The sequence below is a fragment of the Frankia sp. QA3 genome, assembly GCF_000262465.1.
Taxonomy (GTDB): Bacteria; Actinomycetota; Actinomycetes; order Frankiales; family Frankiaceae; genus Frankia.
In genome coordinates this window covers 5222058-5239563 of the sequence record NZ_CM001489.1, presented here as the reverse complement: position 1 = coordinate 5239563, position 17506 = coordinate 5222058, and the positions used below count along the sequence as shown (strand labels likewise).

At 76.9% G+C, this 17506-nt stretch carries 3 protein-coding genes and 1 pseudogene; all 4 read right to left on the bottom strand.

Translation table 11 applies throughout. From position 1 onward, the window contains the following. Positions 1–5250: type I polyketide synthase (locus FRAQA3DRAFT_RS21545; protein ID WP_157468639.1), on the bottom strand; the 5250-nt coding region annotated here is incomplete at its 3' end. Between the two features lie 61 nt (positions 5251–5311). Then, complete coding sequence (locus tag FRAQA3DRAFT_RS38140) at positions 5312–9142, bottom strand: SDR family NAD(P)-dependent oxidoreductase (RefSeq protein ID WP_255346964.1); 3831 nt, start codon at positions 9140–9142, stop codon at positions 5312–5314. Positions 9143–9170: 28 nt separating this feature from the next. Further along, positions 9171–15569, bottom strand: a pseudogene (locus FRAQA3DRAFT_RS37515) (type I polyketide synthase); the annotation flags it as partial. Between the two features lie 375 nt (positions 15570–15944). Beyond that, positions 15945–17477, bottom strand: coding sequence for a kelch repeat-containing protein (locus FRAQA3DRAFT_RS21535; protein ID WP_035923267.1), 1533 nt, complete (start codon positions 17475–17477; stop codon positions 15945–15947). Between the last annotated feature and the right edge of the window lie 29 nt (positions 17478–17506).

The following is a 17506-nucleotide window of genomic DNA, read 5'->3' as shown; positions in this document are numbered from 1 at the left end:
GAGGGGGTGGTGGCGGGTGAGGTGGTGGAGGTGCCAGGCGCCGTCGATTTTGGGGGCCAGGACGGTGTGGAGGCGGTCTTCGGTGAGGTTGGTCAGGGTGGTGTCGTCGAGGGTGCCGGCGGTGTGGAGGACGGCGGTGAGGGGGTGGGTGGCGGGGAGGGTGTTGAGGAGGTGTTGAAGCTGGTCGGGGTTGGTGGTGTCGGTGGCGGTGATGGTGATGGTGGCGCCGAGGTTTTCGAGTTCGGTGCGCAGTTTCTGGGCGTGGGGGTGGTGGGGGCCGGTGCGGCTGGTGAGGTGGAGGTGGCGGGTGTGGTGGTGGGTGATGAGGTGGCGGGCGAGGTGTTGGGCGAGGGTGCCGAGGCCGCCGGTGATGAGGACGGTGCCGTCGGGGTCGAGGTTCCAGCCCGCCGGGTCGGCCGGGTCCGCCGGATGTGCCGGGTCGGTCGTGGCCGCCGGCTGCGGGTAGGTGGTGCCGGTCGGCTTTGCGCCGGTGGTGGCTGCGGCGCGAGCCAGGCGCGGGGCATGGGCGGTGCCGCGGCGCAGGGCGATCTGGTGTTCGCCGGTGGTCAGGGCGGTGGCGAGCGCGCTGGGGAGGCCGGCGGCCGACGCCGGGTCGCGGTCGGTGTCGAGCAGCAGGATGCGGTCGGGGTGCTCGTTCTGGGCGGTGCGCACCAGCCCCCACTGGGGGGCGGTGGTGAGGTCGACGTCCTCGCCGGCGATGCTGACCGCGCCCGCGGTGAGCACCGCGAGGGTCACCTCGGCCCAGCGGGGCTCGGCAAGCCAGCGTTGCAGGAGCGCTAGGGTGTCCGCGGCGGCGGCCCGCGCCAGTGCCGGAACCGCCGCGGGGTCCGCGGTCGTGTCGGTCGTGTCGGTGGGCGCCGCGGCGGGAGCGATGACGACCAGGCCGGGCACCGCGGAGCCGGCGTCGATCCGGGCGGCCAGCTCGTCGAGGTCGGCGACGAGCTCGACCCCGCGACCGGCCGAGCGTAGCGCCGCCGCGACCGGGGCCAGGTCCGGATCGGCGACCGGGCCGACGAGTGCCCAGGGACCAGCGGATGGCCCCGCGATCCCCGGGCCGACGCCGCCGGCTGTGGAGCCGCCGGCTGTGGAGCCGCTGGTCGAGGAACTGCTGGTCGAGGAACTGCCGGCCGGCACGGCTGGGAGTTCGGGCCAGGTCAGGGCGAACAGCGTGTCGCGCCGGGGCCCGGGCGCCGAGCGGATCTGCTCGGCGGTGACCGGGCGCAGCGCCAGGCCGGCGACGGACACCACCGCGGCGCCGGTGCCGTCCACCGCGGTGAGGGCGATCTGGTCGGGACCGCTGACCCGAAGCCGGACCCGAAGCCCGGTGGCGCCCGAGGCGTGCAGCCGCACTCCGCGCCACACGAAGGGCAGCCGGGTGCCGCCGGCGGCTCCGCTGGCGCCGTCACCGTCCGCGGAGCCCGCGGAATCCGTCGTGCCGTCGAGGGCCGCCGCGGCGTCGAGGGCCGTCGCGGCGTCCGGCAGGCCGGTCAGGTGCAGCGCGGCGTCCAGCAGCGCCGGGTGCAGCCCGAAGGCCCCGGCGTGGTCCACGGCGTCGGCGGGCAGGGTGACCTCGGCGAGCAGGTCCTCGCCGTCCCGCCAGGCCGCGCGCAGGCCCTGGAAAGTCGGGCCGTAGGCCAGCCCGGCGGCGGCGAACGAGGAGTAGAGATCACCGGTGTCGACCCGGACGGCGCCGGCGGGCGGCCACGCTGTCGCCCCCGCGGCGGCGTCCGTCCCGCCGTCCGCCGCCTCCGGGGCGCGCAGCACCCCGTGGGCGTGGCGGGTCCACTGCGCCTGCGCGGGCGCGTCCTCGGGCCGCGTGTGGACGCTGACCGGCCGGCGGCCACCGCCGTCGGCGGCGCCCACGGTGAGCTGCACCTGGATCCCGCCGCGTTCCGGCAGTACCAGCGGCGCCTCGACGATCAGCTCCTCGACGACCGGCACGCCCGTCTCGTCACCGGCACGCACCGCCAGCTCCACCAGGGCCGTGCCCGGCAGCACGACCGACCCGAACACCACGTGGTCGGCCAGCCAGGGGTGAGTGCGCAGCGACAACAGACCGGTGAACACCGCCCCGTCCGAGTTCGCGAGCCGCACGGTGGCGCCGAGCAGGGGATGGCCGGCGGAGCCCAACCCGAGCCCGGCGACGTCGCCGCTGGGCGAGGTGGACGAGGCGTCCAGCCAGAACCGCCGCCGCGCGAACGCGTAGGTCGGCAGGTCGACGTGCTCGTCGCCGGACCCGGCGTAGACCGTCGCGGCGTCGAGGCCGGCCCCGCGTACATACGCCTGCGCCAGCGAGGTGTGGAACCTGGTCAGTCCGCCGGTGTCGCGGCGCAGGGTTTCGGTGATGGCGACGGGGCCGGGGAGGTCGGGGGTGGTCTCGAGGGTCTCGGCGAGGGCGGTGGTGAGGACGGGGTGGGGGCTGATCTCGATGAACAGGTCGTGGCCGTCGCCGAGCAGGGCGCGGGTGGCCGCCTCGAACAGGACGGGCTGGCGCAGGTTGGTGTACCAGTAGTCGGCGGTGAGGGTGGTGGGGTCGATCCAGTCGGCGGTGACGGTGGACAGGATGGGGATGGCGGCCGGCTGGGGGCGGATGGGGGCGAGGGCGGTGAGCAGCTCGTCGCGGATCGCCTCCACCCGCGCCGAGTGCGAGGCGTAGCCCACCGGGACGTCCCTGGTGCGGATGCCCTCGGCCCGCAGGCCGGCGACGAACTCGGCCAGCGCCTCGTCGCTGCCGGCGATGGCGGTGCTGGTGGGGCTGTTGAGGACGGCGACGGACACCGGGGCGGCCCCGTCACGGAAACGGGCCAGCCGCTCGCGGATCTCCTCGGCGGGCAGGTTCACCCACACCACCGCCCCGGGGTCGGGCAGCGCGCCGAGGATCTTTCCACGCAGGGCGACGACGCGGGCGGCGTCGTCGAGGGTGAGGGCGCCGGCGATGTGCGCGGCGGCGATCTCGCCCTGGCTGTGCCCGACGACGGCGTGCGGGCGCACCCCGTGGTGCTGCCAGAGCCGGGCCAGCGCCACCAGCACCGCGAACACGGCGGGCTGCGAGACGTCGACGCGGTCGAGGGTGGGCGCGCCGGGCCGCTGGTGCAGGACGTCGAGCAGGTTCCAGTCGACGTACGGGGCCAGGGCCGCGGCGACGGCGTCGATGTGCTCGGCGAAGACCGGGCTGGCGGCGAGCAGCTCGCGGGCCATCGCCGGCCAGGCGGTGCCCGCCCCCGGGAAGACGAACACGGTGGTGGCGGTGGTGTCGGCGACGCCGCGCACGATGCGCGCGCCGGTGGTCGCGCCGTCCGGCGTCGCCACCCCGGCGATCACATCCACGCCGGCCGCCTCGGCCGGCTGGCCGGAACCGGTGGCCAGGGCGGCGAGGCCGGCCCGGAACCCGGCCGGGTCCTCGGCGACGACCACCGCGCGGTACTCCAGCGCGGCCCGGGTGGTGGCCAGCGCCCGGCCGACGTCGACCGGGACGAGCCCGGGATGCGCGTCGACGAACGCGCCCAGCCTGGCCGCCTGCCCGCCGAGGGCCTCGGCGGTGCGCGCCGACAGCACCCAGGGCAGCGCCCGGCCTCGGACGGCGGGGTCGCGGCCCGCGGCGTCGTCCTCGGCCGCCGTGTCGTCGGGCGCGGTCGCCGCCGGCGCGGTCTCTCGGGCCGCGGTCTCTCGGGCCGCGGTCTCTCGGGCCGCGATGTCTCGGGCCGCGATGTCTCGGGCCGGGAGGTCTCGGGCCGCGGTGTCGGGCGAGGCGGGCGCCGGGCCGGCGGCCGCGTCCCCGATCGTCGGGATCGGGCCCTGTTCGAGGATGAGGTGGGCGTTGGTGCCGCTGATGCCGAAGGCGGAGACGGCGGCGCGCCGCGGTCGGTCGGGGGTGGTGGGCCAGTCGACGGGTTCGGTGAGCAGGGCGACGGTGCCGCTGGACCAGTCGACGTGCGGGGTGGGCGCGTCCACGTGCAGCGTCTTCGGCAGCCGGCCGTGGCTCATCGCGCCGATCAGTTTGATGATGCCGCCGACGCCGGCGGCGGCCTGGGAGTGTCCGATGTTGGATTTCAGGCTGCCGAGCCAGAGGGGTCGGTCGGTGGGGCGGCCGGCGCCGTAGGTGGCGAGGATGGCCTGGGCTTCGATGGGGTCGCCGAGGGTGGTGCCGGTGCCGTGGGCCTCGACGGCGTCGACGTCGGCGGGGGTGAGGCCGGCGGCGGCCAGCGCGGCGCGGATGACCCGCTGCTGGGACGGCCCGTTCGGCGCCGTCAACTGACTGGACGTTCCGTCGGAGTTCACCGCGCTGCCGCGGACCACCGCGTGGATGCGGTGGCCCAGCCGTTGGGCGTCGGACAGCCGCTCCAACACGAGCAGACCGACGCCTTCGGCCCAGGCGGTGCCGTCGGCGGCGGCGGCGAACGGCTTGCACCGCCCGTCCGGGGCCAGCCCGCGCTGGCGGGAGAACTCCACGAACATGCCGGGGGACGACATGACGGTGACCCCGCCGGCCAGGGCCAGGGTGCACTCCCCGCCGCGCAGCGCCTGGGCGGCGAGGTGGATCGCGACCAGCGAGGACGAGCAGGCCGTGTCCACCGTCACCGCCGGGCCCTCCAACCCCAGCGCGTAGGCGACCCGGCCCGACGCGACCGAGGTCGTGCTGCCGGTGAGCACGTACCCGTCGACCCGCTCGGGGGTCGACTGGTGCAGCCGCGGGGTGTACTCCTGGGCGATCACCCCGGCGAACACCCCGGTCGCGGAGCCGCGCAGCGAGACCGGGTCGATCCCGGCGCGTTCCACGGCCTCCCAGGCGGTCTCCAGCAGCAGGCGCTGCTGCGGGTCGGTGGCGAGGGCCTCCCGAGGGGAGATCCCGAAGAAGTCGGCGTCGAACTCCGGGGCGTCGTGGAGGAACCCGCCGGAGCGGGCGTAGGTCCGCCCGGGCCGGTCGGGGTCGGCGTCGTAGAGCCCGTCGACGTCCCACCCGCGGTTCGTCGGGAACGGGCCGGTGACGTCGAGTCCCTCGTCGACGACGCGCCACAGGTCCTCCGGCGAGCCCACCCCACCCGGAAAACGGCAGCTCATCCCGACGATCGCGATCGGCTCGCGACGGGCCGCCTCCTGCTCGCGCAGCTGCTGGCGGGTCTGGTGCAGATCGGCGGCGACCCGGTTGAGGTAGTCGCGGAGCTTCGCTTCGTTCGCCATGTGCGGTATCAGCCTTCTCGATGCGCGGAGTCGGGGCGGACCGGAGAGCACGTGCTGCCGGGCGCGGTGCGGGGGGTCACGGCGGCGCGTGGCCGGCGGGGGACCGGGCGGCTCAAGAGATTCCGAGCTCCCGATCGATGAAGTCGAAGATCTCGTCGTCGGTGGCGCCGGCGATCTGCTCGGTCAGCAGGGCCGCGTCGGCCTCGTCGTCGTCCGCCGCGGTGCCGGCCGGCGCCGCGGCGTCCGGCACCGCCGCCAGCAGCGCCCGAAGCCGGGCCACCGCGTCGGCGCCCTGGGGCGTCGACGCCGCCGGGCCGGTCAGAGCCGCCTCCAGCCTGGAGATCTCGGCGTCCAGGTCGACCGGGGCGGACCGATCGTCTAGGGACCGCCCGTCTAGGGACCGATCGTCTAGGGACCGCTCGTCTAGGGACCGCTCGTCTGCGAACAGGGTGTCCCGCAGGTGAGCGGCCAGGATCGTCGGCGTCGGGTGGTCGAACAGCAGCGTCGTCGGCAGGTGCACGCCGGTCTCCCGCGCGAGCCGGTTGCGCAGCTCGATCGCGCTCAGCGAGTCGAAGGCGGACTCCAGGAAGCCGCGATCCGGCCGGATCGCCGCCGCCGAGGCGTGGCCGAGGATCTCGGCCGCGGTGGTCCGGACCAGGGTGAGCAGCGCCCGGCGCTGCTCGTCGGGGCCCTGCCCGCGCAGCCGTTCGACGAGGGCCGCCGCCCGGTCCGCCGCCGGCGTGCCCGCCGCGCCGGCCGGCGTCGCCGCGTCGGCCGCGGCGGCGCCCACCGTCCCGTCCGAGCGGGCGGTGGAACGCTGCGACGGCACGTGGACCAGCCCGCGCAGCAGTCCGCCGCCGGCCGGCCGGGCGGCGCCGGCCGGGTCCAACCGCGCCGGGACCAGCAGCGGTTGCGCGCCGGCGCCCGCCGTCGCCCCGCCGACGGCCAGGTCGAACAGGGCCAGGCCCTGCGCGGTGGACATCGGCGCGATGCCGGTGCGTGCCAGCCGCGCCAGGTCGGCCGGGGCGAGCTGCCCCGCCATCCCCCCGGCCTGCGCCCAGTGCCCCCAGGCCAGCGACACGGCCGGCAGCCCGGCCGCGCGCCGGTGGTGGGCCAGGGCGTCGGCGAACGCGTTCGCCGCGGCGTAGTTGCCCTGCCCGCCGTTGCCGAGCAGCCCGGCGACGGAGGAGAACAGCACGAACGCGGCCAGGTCCAGCCCGGCGGTGGCCTGGTGCAGCAACCAGGCCCCGTCCACCTTGGGGCGCAGCACCCGGTCCAGCGTCGGGTCGTCGAGCGAGGTCACCACCCCGTCGGCGAGTACCCCGGCGGTGTGCACGACGGCGGTGAGCGGATGGTCGGCCGGGACCGCCGCGACCAGCCGGCGCACGTCGTCGGGGTCGGCGACGTCGGCGGCGACGACGGTGGCCGTCGCGCCCGCAGCGACGAGCGCGGCCCGCACGGCCTCGGCGTCCGGGGTGCCCGGACCGCCGCGGCTGGCCAGCAGCAGGTGTCGCACGCCGTGGTGGGTGACCAGCCGGCGGGCGGCGAGCGCGGCGAGGGCGCCGGTGCCGGTGATCAGCACCGTGCCCGCCGGGTCGAGCGGCGCGGGCAGCGTCAGCACCAGCTTGCCGGTGTGCCGGGCGAGGCTGAGCTGGCGCAGCGCCTGCGGTGCGTGCCGGACGTCCCAGCTCGTCGTCGGCAGCGGGCGCAGCGCCCCCCGGGTGAACAGGTCCGCGAGGTCGGCGAGCATCTCGCCGATGCGCGCCGGGTCCACGTCGAACAGGTCGAACGCCTGGTAGGAGCCGCCGTGGAGGTCCGCGGCGACGGCCGCCGGGTCCCGCAGGTCGGTCTTGCCCATCTCGATGAACCGCCCGCCCGGCGCCAGCAGCCGCAGCGAGGCGTCGGTGAACGGCCCGGCCAGCGAGTTGAGCACGGCGTCGACCCCACGCCCGCCGGTCGCGGCGCGGATGCTGTCGGCGAAGTCGAGGGTGCGTGACGACGCGATGTGGGTGTCGTCGAGACCCTGCCCGCGCAGCACCGGCCACTTCGCCGGGCTCGCCGTGCCGAACACCTCGACGCCCCAGTGCCGGGCGAGCTGGACCGCCGCCTGCCCCACCCCGCCGGTGGCGGCGTGCACCAGCAGCGACTCGCCGCGGCGCAGCCGGGCCAGACCGGCCAGGCCGTGGTAGGCGGTGAGGAAGGCGACGGGGACACCGGCGGCCTGGCTGAACGACCAGCCCGGCGGGATCGCCGTCAGCAGCCGGCGGTCCGTGACCGCCAGCGGGCCGAGCGTGCCCTGGACCAGGCCCATCACCCGGTCGCCGGGTGCGAGGTCCGACACCTGCGCGCCGACCTCGACCACGACGCCGGCGCCCTCCGCGCCGATGCGCGCCCCGCCGGGATACATCCCCAGGCCGATCAGCACGTCGCGGAAGTTCAGCCCGGCGGCGCGCAGCGCGAGGCGGACCTCTGTCGGCGCCAGCGGCCGGTGCGCCGCCGGCTCGGCCAGCAGAGCGAGGTTGTCCAGCGAGCCGGCGGCGGTCACGTCGAGTCGCCAGGCGTCGGTGCCGGCCGGGGGGAGCAGCGCCGGCTGCGTGCCGAGCGGAGCCAGCACCGGCACGCGGATCTCCCCGTCGCGCACCGCGAGCTCGCTGTGCTCGGCGGGCCGCGCGGCGAGCAGGGTGAGCGCGGCGCGCACGGCGTCGCGCGAGGTCGCCCGGCCGTCGACGTCGAGCAGCGCCACCCGGTCGGGATTCTCCGTCCGCGCGCTGCGGACGAGCCCCCACACGCCGGCCGCGGCGAGGTCGGCGACGTCCTCCCCGGGGCCCGCCGCCACGGCCCGCTCGGTGATGATCACCAGGCGGGACTCGGCGAACCGCTCGTCGCGCAGCCAGTCCTGCAACAGGTGCAGGGCCGAGCGGACCGTGGCGTGCGCCGCCGGGACCGGATCGGGGTGCTCGGCCGCCGACGTCCCGGCCACGGTCGGCCGATGGATGACCAGGGCCGGCACCTGGCCGTCGGCGCCGATCGCCGCCCGCAGCGCGGCCAGGTCGGGGAGGATGTGCAGGTCTGCCAGCTCGGGTGGCGCCGCGCCCGCGCCGCCGTCGGGCGCCGCCAGGTCGACGGGTCGCCGCGCCCCGAGCACCACCCAGCCGGCATCGTCGCCGGGGGCGCGGTTCGCGTCGGTGTCGGCGTCGGCCGTGGGCACCGCCGGCCAGTCCAGCCGGAACATCGCGTCGCCCCCGCCGCGCCCGGCGACCGCCCGGCCGGCGTCGGCCAACACCTGCGTGGCCACCGGGCGCAGGGTCAGCCCCCCGATCGTCACCACCGGCGCGCCGGCCGCGTCGGCGACGGCCAGCCGCGCCGTGTCCGGGCCGGTCGGGGAGACCCGCACCCGAACCGACGTGGCGCCGCGCGCGGCCAGCGTCACGTCCTGCCAGGCGAACGGCAGCCGGATGCGGCCGGGGTCAGCGTCGGCCGCCCGGTCGTCGGCGCCGTCGGCGCCGGCCCCGGGCAGCAGTCCGACGACGGCGTGCAGCGCCGCGTCCAGCAGCGCGGGATGCACCTCGAACCGATCCCGCCCGCCGGCCGCGTCCGGCAGCGTGACCTCGGCGAGCACGTCGTCCCCGTGGCGCCAGGCCGCGTGCAGCCCACGGAAGGCCGGTCCGTACTGGTAGCCGTCGCCGGCCAGCCGCGGGTACAGGTCCGAGACGTCGAGCGCGACCGCGTCCGGCGGCGGCCATGCCCGCGCGGGTCGCCCGCCGCGGCGCCTCCGGCCGGTTCGGCGCCGCCCCCGCCGCGTCGCCGCCGTCGTCGGTGCGCAGGAAGCCGGTGGCGTGTCGCTGCCACGGGCCCGGGGGGTCGGTCTGGTCGGCGACCGGGCGGGCGTGGACCGTGACGGCCCGGCGCTCGGCCCCGTCCGCCGCGCCACCACCGGCCTCATCCGCCGGGGCCACCAGGACCTGGACGTCGACCGCCCCGGACGCGGACAGGGCCAGCGGGGCGGTGAGCGCGAGCTCCTCCACCCGGTGGGCGCCGCAGTGCCGGGCGGCGGCCAGCGCCAGGTCCAGCAGCGCGGTTCCCGGTAGCAGCACCGTGTCGCGCACGGCGTGGTCACCCAGCCAGGGCAGCGCGACCGGGTCCAGCCGGCCGGTCAGCGCCAGGCTGCCGTCGGCCAGGTCGACCGCGCCGGTCAACACCGGGTGCTCCGGGCCGCCCGCCGCCGTCTCGGTGCCCACGCGGGCCGACGTCCCGGTCGGGGTGTCCAGCCAGTAGCGCTGTCGCTGGAAGGGGTAGGTGGGCAGGGCCGTGCGGCGCGGCCGGCGGCCGGTGAACGCGGCCGACCAGTCGACGGTGACCCCGTCGGCGTGCAGCCGGGCCAGGGCGGTGGTGAACGAGCGGACCTCCGGGCGGTTCGCGCGCAGCAGCGCGACGACCCTCGGCGCCGGTTCGGCGACTGCGTCCGGGGCCGGTGCGGCGTCGGCGACGGTCTGTTCGGCCAGGGCCGAGAGCACCGCGTCCGGGCCCAGCTCCACGTAGTTGGTGACGCCCAGTTCGGCCAGCGTGCGGATCCCGTCGTGGAAGCGGACCGTCCCCCGCAGGTGGCGCACCCAGTAGTCCGGGTCGGTCAGCTCGGCGTCGGTCGCCACCCGTCCCGTGACGTTCGAGACGACGGGGATCGTCGGCGGTCGCAGGGTCACCCCCGCGACGACCTCGCGGTACTCGGCGAGGACCGGGTCCAGGTGGCCGGAGTGGAACGCGTGGCTGACCCGCAGGCCGCGCACCCGGTGGCCGGCGTCGCGCCAGTGCCGGCCGATCTCCTCGACGGCGTCGCGGTCGCCGGAGACGACCACCGAGCGCGGCCCGTTGACCGCCGCGATGCCGATGGTCCCGGCCGCGCCGGCGAGCAGCCGGCCGATCTCCTCCTCGGTGCCCTCCAGCGCGGCCATCGCGCCGGTCGCGGGCACGCTCTGCATGAGCCGGCCCCGCGCGGCGACCAGCGTGGCCGCATCCGGCAGGGAGAGCACCCCGGCGAGGTGGGCGGCGGTCAGCTCGCCGACGGAGTGGCCGATGAGGTGGTCGGGGCGCAGCCCGTAGGACTCCACCAGCCGGTACAGCGCGACCTCGAGCGCGAACAACGCGGGCTGGGTGAAGGCGGTGGCGTCCAGCTCGTCGGCCGCCGCCGACCCGGGCTCGGCGAACATGAGCTCCCGGACGGACCGACCGACCGCGACGTCGAGCTGCGCGGTGACCTCGTCGAGCGCGGCGGCGAAGACGCTCGACGCGGCGTACAGCTCCCGCCCCGCGCCGGCGCGCTGGCTGCCCTGCCCGGTGAACAGCAACGCCGTGCGGCCCGCCGGCCCGGCGACGCCCGACACGACGTGTGCGGCCGTGTCCCCGGCGGCGAGCGCCAGCAGTCCGGCGCGGTGGCGCTCCGGCCCGTCGCCGACGACGACGGCCCGGTGCGCCAGCAGGGTCCGGGTGGTGGCCAGGGCATGGCCGATGTCCGCCGCCGAGGGGCCGCCCGGCTCCCCGGCCGAGGCGGCGACGTACTCGGCGAGCTGCGTCGCCCGCGCCCGCAGCGCCGACTCGGAGTGCGCGGAGAGGACCCAGGGCAGCACGTCGGAGGCGGTCTCGGCGGTCTCGGCCGGTTCGCCGTCCGCCGGTCGCCCGTCCACCGGCGGGCCGGAGTCGGGCTCGGTGACCTCCTTGGCGACCTGCTCGGTGATCTCCTCAGGGGCCTGTTCGAGGATGAGGTGGGCGTTGGTGCCGCTGATGCCGAAGGCGGAGACGGCGGCGCGCCGCGGTCGGTCGGGGGTGGTGGGCCAGTCGACGGGTTCGGTGAGCAGGGCGACGGTGCCGCTGGACCAGTCGACGTGCGGGGTGGGCGCGTCCACGTGCAGCGTCGCGGGCAGGCGGCCGCGCCGCAACGCCTCCACCAGTTTGATCACGCCGGTGACCCCGGCGGCGGCCTGGGTGTGGCCGATGTTGGATTTCAGGCTGCCGAGCCAGAGGGGTCGGTCGGTGGGGCGGCCGACGCCGTAGGTGGCGAGGATGGCCTGGGCTTCGATGGGGTCGCCGAGGGTGGTGCCGGTGCCGTGGGCCTCGACGGCGTCGACGTCGGCGGGGGTGAGGCCGGCGGCGGCCAGCGCGGCGCGGATGACCCGCTGCTGGGACGGCCCGTTCGGCGCCGTCAGCCCGTTGGAGGCGCCGTCGGAGTTCACCGCGCTGCCGCGGATCACCGCGAGCACGTGATGCCCCAGCCGTCGCGCGTCGGACAACCGCTCGAGCACCACCACGCCGACGCCCTCCGCCCAGGCGGTGCCGTCGGCGGCGGCGGCGAACGGCTTGCACCGCCCGTCCGGGGCCAGCCCGCGCTGGCGGGAGAACTCGGTGAACATGCCCGGTGTCGGCATGACGGTGACCCCGCCGGCCAGGGCCAGGGAGCATTCCCCGCCACGCAGCGCCTGGGCGGCGAGGTGGATCGAGACCAGCGAGGACGAGCAGGCCGTGTCCACCGTCACCGCCGGGCCCTCCAACCCGAGGGTGTAGGCCACCCGGCCGGAGACGACCGAGGTCAGACTGCCGGTGAGCACGTAGCCCCCGTAGCCGTCCGGCGCCTCGACGAGCCGCGGGCCGTAGTCGTGCGGGGTGACGCCCGCGAACACGCCGGTCGCGGTCCCCCGCAGGGTGACCGGGTCGATCCCGGCCCGCTCCAGGGCCTCCCAGGACGTCTCCAGCAGCAGCCGCTGCTGGGGGTCCATCGCGGTCGCCTCCCGGGGGGAGATCCCGAAGAAGTCCGCGTCGAACTCGGCGGCGTCGGGCAGGAACCCGCCGTGCCGGGTGTAGGAGGTGCCCGGCCGGGTGAGGTCCGGATCGTGCAGGGCGGTGAGGTCCCACCCGCGGTCGGTCGGGAACGGCCCGATCGCGTCGACCCGGGCGGCCAGCAGGTCCCACAACTGCTCCGGCGAGCGCGCGCCGCCCGGCCAGCGGCCGGCGGCCGCCACGATCGCAATCGGCTCGTCGCCCGATCGGACCGGGCCGCCCGGCGCGGTCGCCACGGCCCCCGTGGCCTGCTGGCCGGTGCCGGTCAGCGCCGCGCGCAGGTAGCCGGCCAGCCGTCGCGGGGTCGGGTAGTCGAAGGTCAGCGTGGTCGGCAGCGCGACCCCGGTCGCCGCCGCCAGCCGGTCGCGGAACTCCACGGCGCTCACCGAGTCGAACCCGAGGTCGGCGAAGGTCCGGTCCGCCTGCACGCTGCCGGCGGCGTGGCCCAGCACGATCGCCAGGCTCGCGCCGATCGCGTCGAGCAGCACCCGGTCGGCCTCCGGCCCGGCCAGCCCGGCCACCCGGCGGGCGAGCGCCGAGCTCGGGGCCGCGTCGCTCGCCGCCGAACCCGCCGTGGCCGTCTCCGCCGCGGCCGATCCCGCGCCGGCCCGCGCGGCGGTGCCGTTCAGGGTGGAGCCGTCGTGCGCGCGCACCGGCGGTGTGCCGGGTCCGCCGTCCGCGTCCGCCGGCGCTTCGGGCGCCTCCACCTCGAAGGTCCGGCGCTGGAACGGGTAGGTGGGCAACGGGACGCGCCGCGCCCGCGCCGGGTACGCCGCCGCGAGGTCCACCGCCCCGCCGGCGACGTGGACCTCGGCCAGCGAGCGGACGAACCGGTGCAGCCCACCGTCGTCGCGGCGCAGCGTCCCGACCACCGCGGCCGGTCCCGCGGCGCTGCCCGAGGCCGAACGCGCCGCGTCCTCGACGATCGCCCGGATCCCGCCGGTCAGCACCGGATGCGGGCTGACCTCGATGAACGTCCGGTGGCCGGCGGCCAGCGCGGCGCGCACCGCCGCGTCGAAGCGCACCGTCCCGCGCAGGTTCGCGTACCAGTAGCCGGCGTCGAGCCGGGAGGTCTCCAACGCCTCGCCCGTGACCGTCGAATAGAACGTGACGTCGCCCGCCCGCGGCGTGATGTCGGCCAGCAGGTCCAGCAGCGGCGCCTGGACGGCCGCCACCTGCGGGGAGTGCGAGGCGTAGTCCACCGGGATGCGCCGCACGTCCACGCCGTCCGCGGCGTAGCCGGCGATCAGCTCGTCCAGCGCGGCGGGGTCACCGGAGACGACGGTCGACGACGGGCCGTTCACCGCCGCCACCGCCAGCACGCCGTCCGGGCCGCCCAGCCGCTCGAGCACGGCCGCCACCGGCAGCGGGATCGACGCCATCGCCCCGGTGCCGGCGAGCTCCGCCAGCACCCGGCTGCGCCGGGCGACCACGGCCGCAGCGTCCGCCAGCGTCAGCGCGCCGGCCAGGTGGGCGGCGGCGATCTCGCCCTGGGAGTGCCCGATCACCGCGTCGGGCCGCACCCCGTGCGAGCGCCACATCGCCGCCAGCGCCGTCATCACGGCGAACAGCGCCGGCTGCACCACGTCCACCCGGTCCAGCGGCGGCGCGCCCGCGGCCCCGGCGAGCACGTCGGGCAACGACCAGTCGACATGCGGGGCGAGCGCCTCGGCGCAGGCCGCGATCCGCTCGGCGAACACCGGCGAGGTCGCGAGCAGCTCGCGGGCCATGCCGGCCCACTGCGACCCCTGCCCGGGCAGGACGAGGACGACCCCGCCGCGATCGGCGGCGCCGTCGGGCGGGCCCGTGACGAGCCCGGCGTCCTGCTCGCCGTCGCGCAGCCGGCGCAGGGCGGTGAGGAACTCCGCCGGGCTGGTGCCGACCACGACCGCCCGCCGCTGGAAGGCCGTGCGGGTGGTGACCAGGGAGTGGCCGACGTCCACCGGGTCGAACGCCGGCTGCGGCGCGGCGGGGTCGGCGGCGTCCGTCCCGTCCACCGGCTCGGCGTGGCCGGTCAGCGGGTCGTGGCCGGTCAGCGGGTCGTGGCCGGTCAGCGGGTCGTGGCCGGTCAGCAGGTCGTACAGCCGCCCGGCCTGCGCGCGTAGCGCGGCCTCGTCGCGGCCCGACACCGGCCACGGCAGCGCCTGCGTCGGCTCGTCCGGGGCCACCGTGCCCGGGGCCTCGGCCGACGGCGGCTCGGTCGGCGCTGTATTGGTCGGCGCTGTAGTGGTCGGCGCGGTCTTGGCCGGCGGGGGCTCGGCGACGATGAGGTGGCAGTTCGTCCCGCCCATCCCGAACGAGCTCACGCCGGCGAGCAGCGGCCGGTCCCCGGCCGGCCAGGAACCGTGGTCGGTGTGCACCCGCAGCCGTAGCTCGTCGAACGCGATGTCGGGGTTGGGGGTGACGAAGTTGAGGCTCGGTGGCAGCTCGCGTCGCGAGATCGCGAGCACCGTCTTGAGCAGGCCGACGATCCCGCTGGCACCCTCGAGATGACCGACGTTCGTCTTCGCCGAGCCGACGAGCAGGGGCGCGTCGGCGGGCCGCCCGGCACCGAACGCGCGGCCCAACGCGGCGGCCTCGATCGGGTCCCCGACCGGGGTGCCCGTCCCGTGCAGCTCCACGTACTGGATGTCGCGGGTGTCGACGCCCGCCGCCCGCGCGGCCTGGCGCAGGACCCGCTCCTGGGCGTCCGCGCTGGGCAGGGTCAGCCCGTCGGTGGCGCCGTCGCTGTTGACCGCGCCGCCGCGGATCACCGCGTGGACGGTGTCGCCGTCCGCGAGGGCGGACGAGAGCCGCTTGAGCAGGACGATTCCGCCACCCTCGCCGCGCACGTACCCGTTCGCCCGCGCGTCGAAGGTGTAGCAGCGGCCCTCGGGGGACAGCGCGCCGAACCGGCCGGCGGCGTCGGTGCTCTCCGGCACCAGATTGAGCTGTACGCCGCCGGCGAGCGCGAGGTCGCACTCGCCCCGGCGCAGGCTGTCCGCCGCGAGATGCACGGCCACCAGCGACGACGCCTGGGCGGCGTCCACCGTCAGGCTCGGGCCGCGCAGGTCCAGGGTGTAGGAGACCCGGTTCGCGATGATCCCCCGGCTCTGCCCGGTGAGGGTGTGCCGGGTGACGGCGTCCGGACCGGCGCGCAGCACCCGGGTGGCGTAGTCGCTCGTGATCGCGCCGACGAAGACCCCGGTGCGGCTGCCGGCCAGCGCAGCCGGGGGCAGGCCGGCCTCCTCCACCGCCTCCCAGGCGAGTTCCAACACCAGTCGCTGCTGCGGATCGAGCTGCGCGGCCTCCCGCGGCGCGATGCCGAAGAACTCCGGCTCGAACCCGTAGACGTCGTCGAGGTGGGCACCGGAGGCGGCGCCGAGCCGGCGGGGGACGGCCGGGCCGCGGTCGACCGCGTCGCCGCCGGCGCGCAGCAGGCGCCAGAACGCCGCCGGGTCGGGCGCCGAGGGCAGCCGGCACGCCAGCCCCACCACCGCGATCGGGTCTCCCGCTCCCCGGGGGGTGTCGTCAGCGTTCGCGGACACGGCTGATCCACTGCTCATCGCTGGGGCGCTCCTCGTCGTGAACGTTCAGACCCCGACGCGCCGCCCTCGGACGGCACATTTCTCGGGAACGCCTGCCAGCGTAGGAGCACGGACTAACAACTGACTTTAGATCCGCTAAAGGTAATGTCCGTAGTCGATGCGGCGGATTTCCGGGCTGCCGTGAAAGCAGCTTGAGGCGACGGAAAATCATGGCGGACCGGACCCTATGCTCCGGAATCTGGCCGCGTCCTGGTCGCGATTCCGGCCGGCCTTCAAAAGAATTCCACGGCCGGTGTACCGCCGTTTTGCGGACGGTCGTCCGGCTGCTCGCGGTCAACGCAGGGCGGGGCGGCCGGCACCGTGCCGGTCGCCCCACCCGGGCGGGCGTGAAGCCTACCCGCTCAGCGCCCCCACCGTGTCCAGGGGTTTGCCGCCGTCGGACGTGCCGCCCAGCACGTACACCCGGCCGTCACCGCCGGTGGTCGCGGCGGCGTCCGCCCGCTTCGACGCCGCACCCGTGGGCCCGGAGGTCCACTGGTCGTCGTCCGGGGAGTAGACCTGCACCGCGTCCGTGACGTCGCCGCCGGCGTCCCGGCCGCCGACGACGTAGACCCGCCCGTCCGGCCCGGTCGCGCCGGCCGCCCGGGTCACCCCGGTCGGCAGGTCGGACACCTGGGTCCACGATCCGCTGCCACCCGTACCGGGCGTGTAGGCGTACACGTCGGACGAGGCGCGGGCCGCCGAGCCGCCGCCCGCCGCGCTGCCACCGGCGGCGAGGACGCGGCCGTCGGGCAGAGCGGTGAGGGCCGGCGCCTTGACGGGCGTCGGCGGCGCGTCGGCCGTGGTCCAGCTCGCGGCGTCGGGGTCGTAGATCGCCAGCGTGTCGCCGTCGAGGACGTAGATCTTCCCATCGGTCGCGCGGGCCGCCCGCGGCTCACCCATCGGCTTCGGCAGTGCCGTCCCGCTCGTCCAGCTGTCACTGGACGGCGTGTAGACCTCGACGGTGTCCGTCGGGTCGTCCGCGGCGCCGGAACGGCCACCGATCGCGTAGATCCGGCCGTCCGTGCCGGTCGCCGCGGCGAGATGCGTCCGCGGGGTCGGCAGGTCGGCCGCGTCCGTCCAGGCGTCCTTCTTCGGGTCGAAGACCTGGACGGTGCCTACCGGCGCGGCGGCGGCGCCGGGCGCCGCGGACGGCGAGCCGGTGCCGCTCGGCGTCACCGACGACTCGTTGGTGGGCGAGGTGGCGGTGGGTGAGTCGGCGGTGGGTGAGTCGGTGGAGGGCTGGGTGCCGTTGTCGCCGGGCGGGTCGTTCGGCGCGTTGGACGGCGGGCCGACCGTCGGTTCGTCGGTCAACGCGCCCGGAATGATCGTCGAGTTGGTGGTCGGACCGCCCGCGGGCGACGTGGTCGGCGCGGTCGGCGACCCCGTCGGCGTCGAGGTCGGCGTCGAGGTTGAGGGCGAGGTCGACGTCGAGGTCGGGGAAGGGGAGGTGCCCGCCGGGCTCGACGGGGAGGCGCTCTGGGTGGGCGAGCCGGTGGCCGAACCCGGCGCGCCGCCGGCGCCGCCCGCGCCACCGGCGGTCTCCTGCCCGCCGATCGCATAGATCCGGCCGTCACAGCCGGTGGTGGCCGCGAGGTGGGCGCGGGGCGCGGGCAGCGCGGTGACGGTCTCCCAGCTGCCCAGCGGGCCGGCCGTCGACGGGTAGGAGGGGCAGTAGCCGCCCGCGGGGCTCGCGGTGGTGGGGCTCGCGGTGGTGGGGTTCGCGGTGGTGGGGCTGCCCGTCGGCGCCGGGCTGCCCGGGGCGCCGGTCGGTGTCGCGGTGGCGCCCGTGCCGAGCAGACCGGGCGAGGCGAGCGCCGCCGTCAGGGTGGCGGCCAGGACGAAGGTGCGTGAAGTGCACCGACGTGACGTGCGGGACCAACTCATGGGTTCCCCCCTCTTCAGGCCCGCGTCCG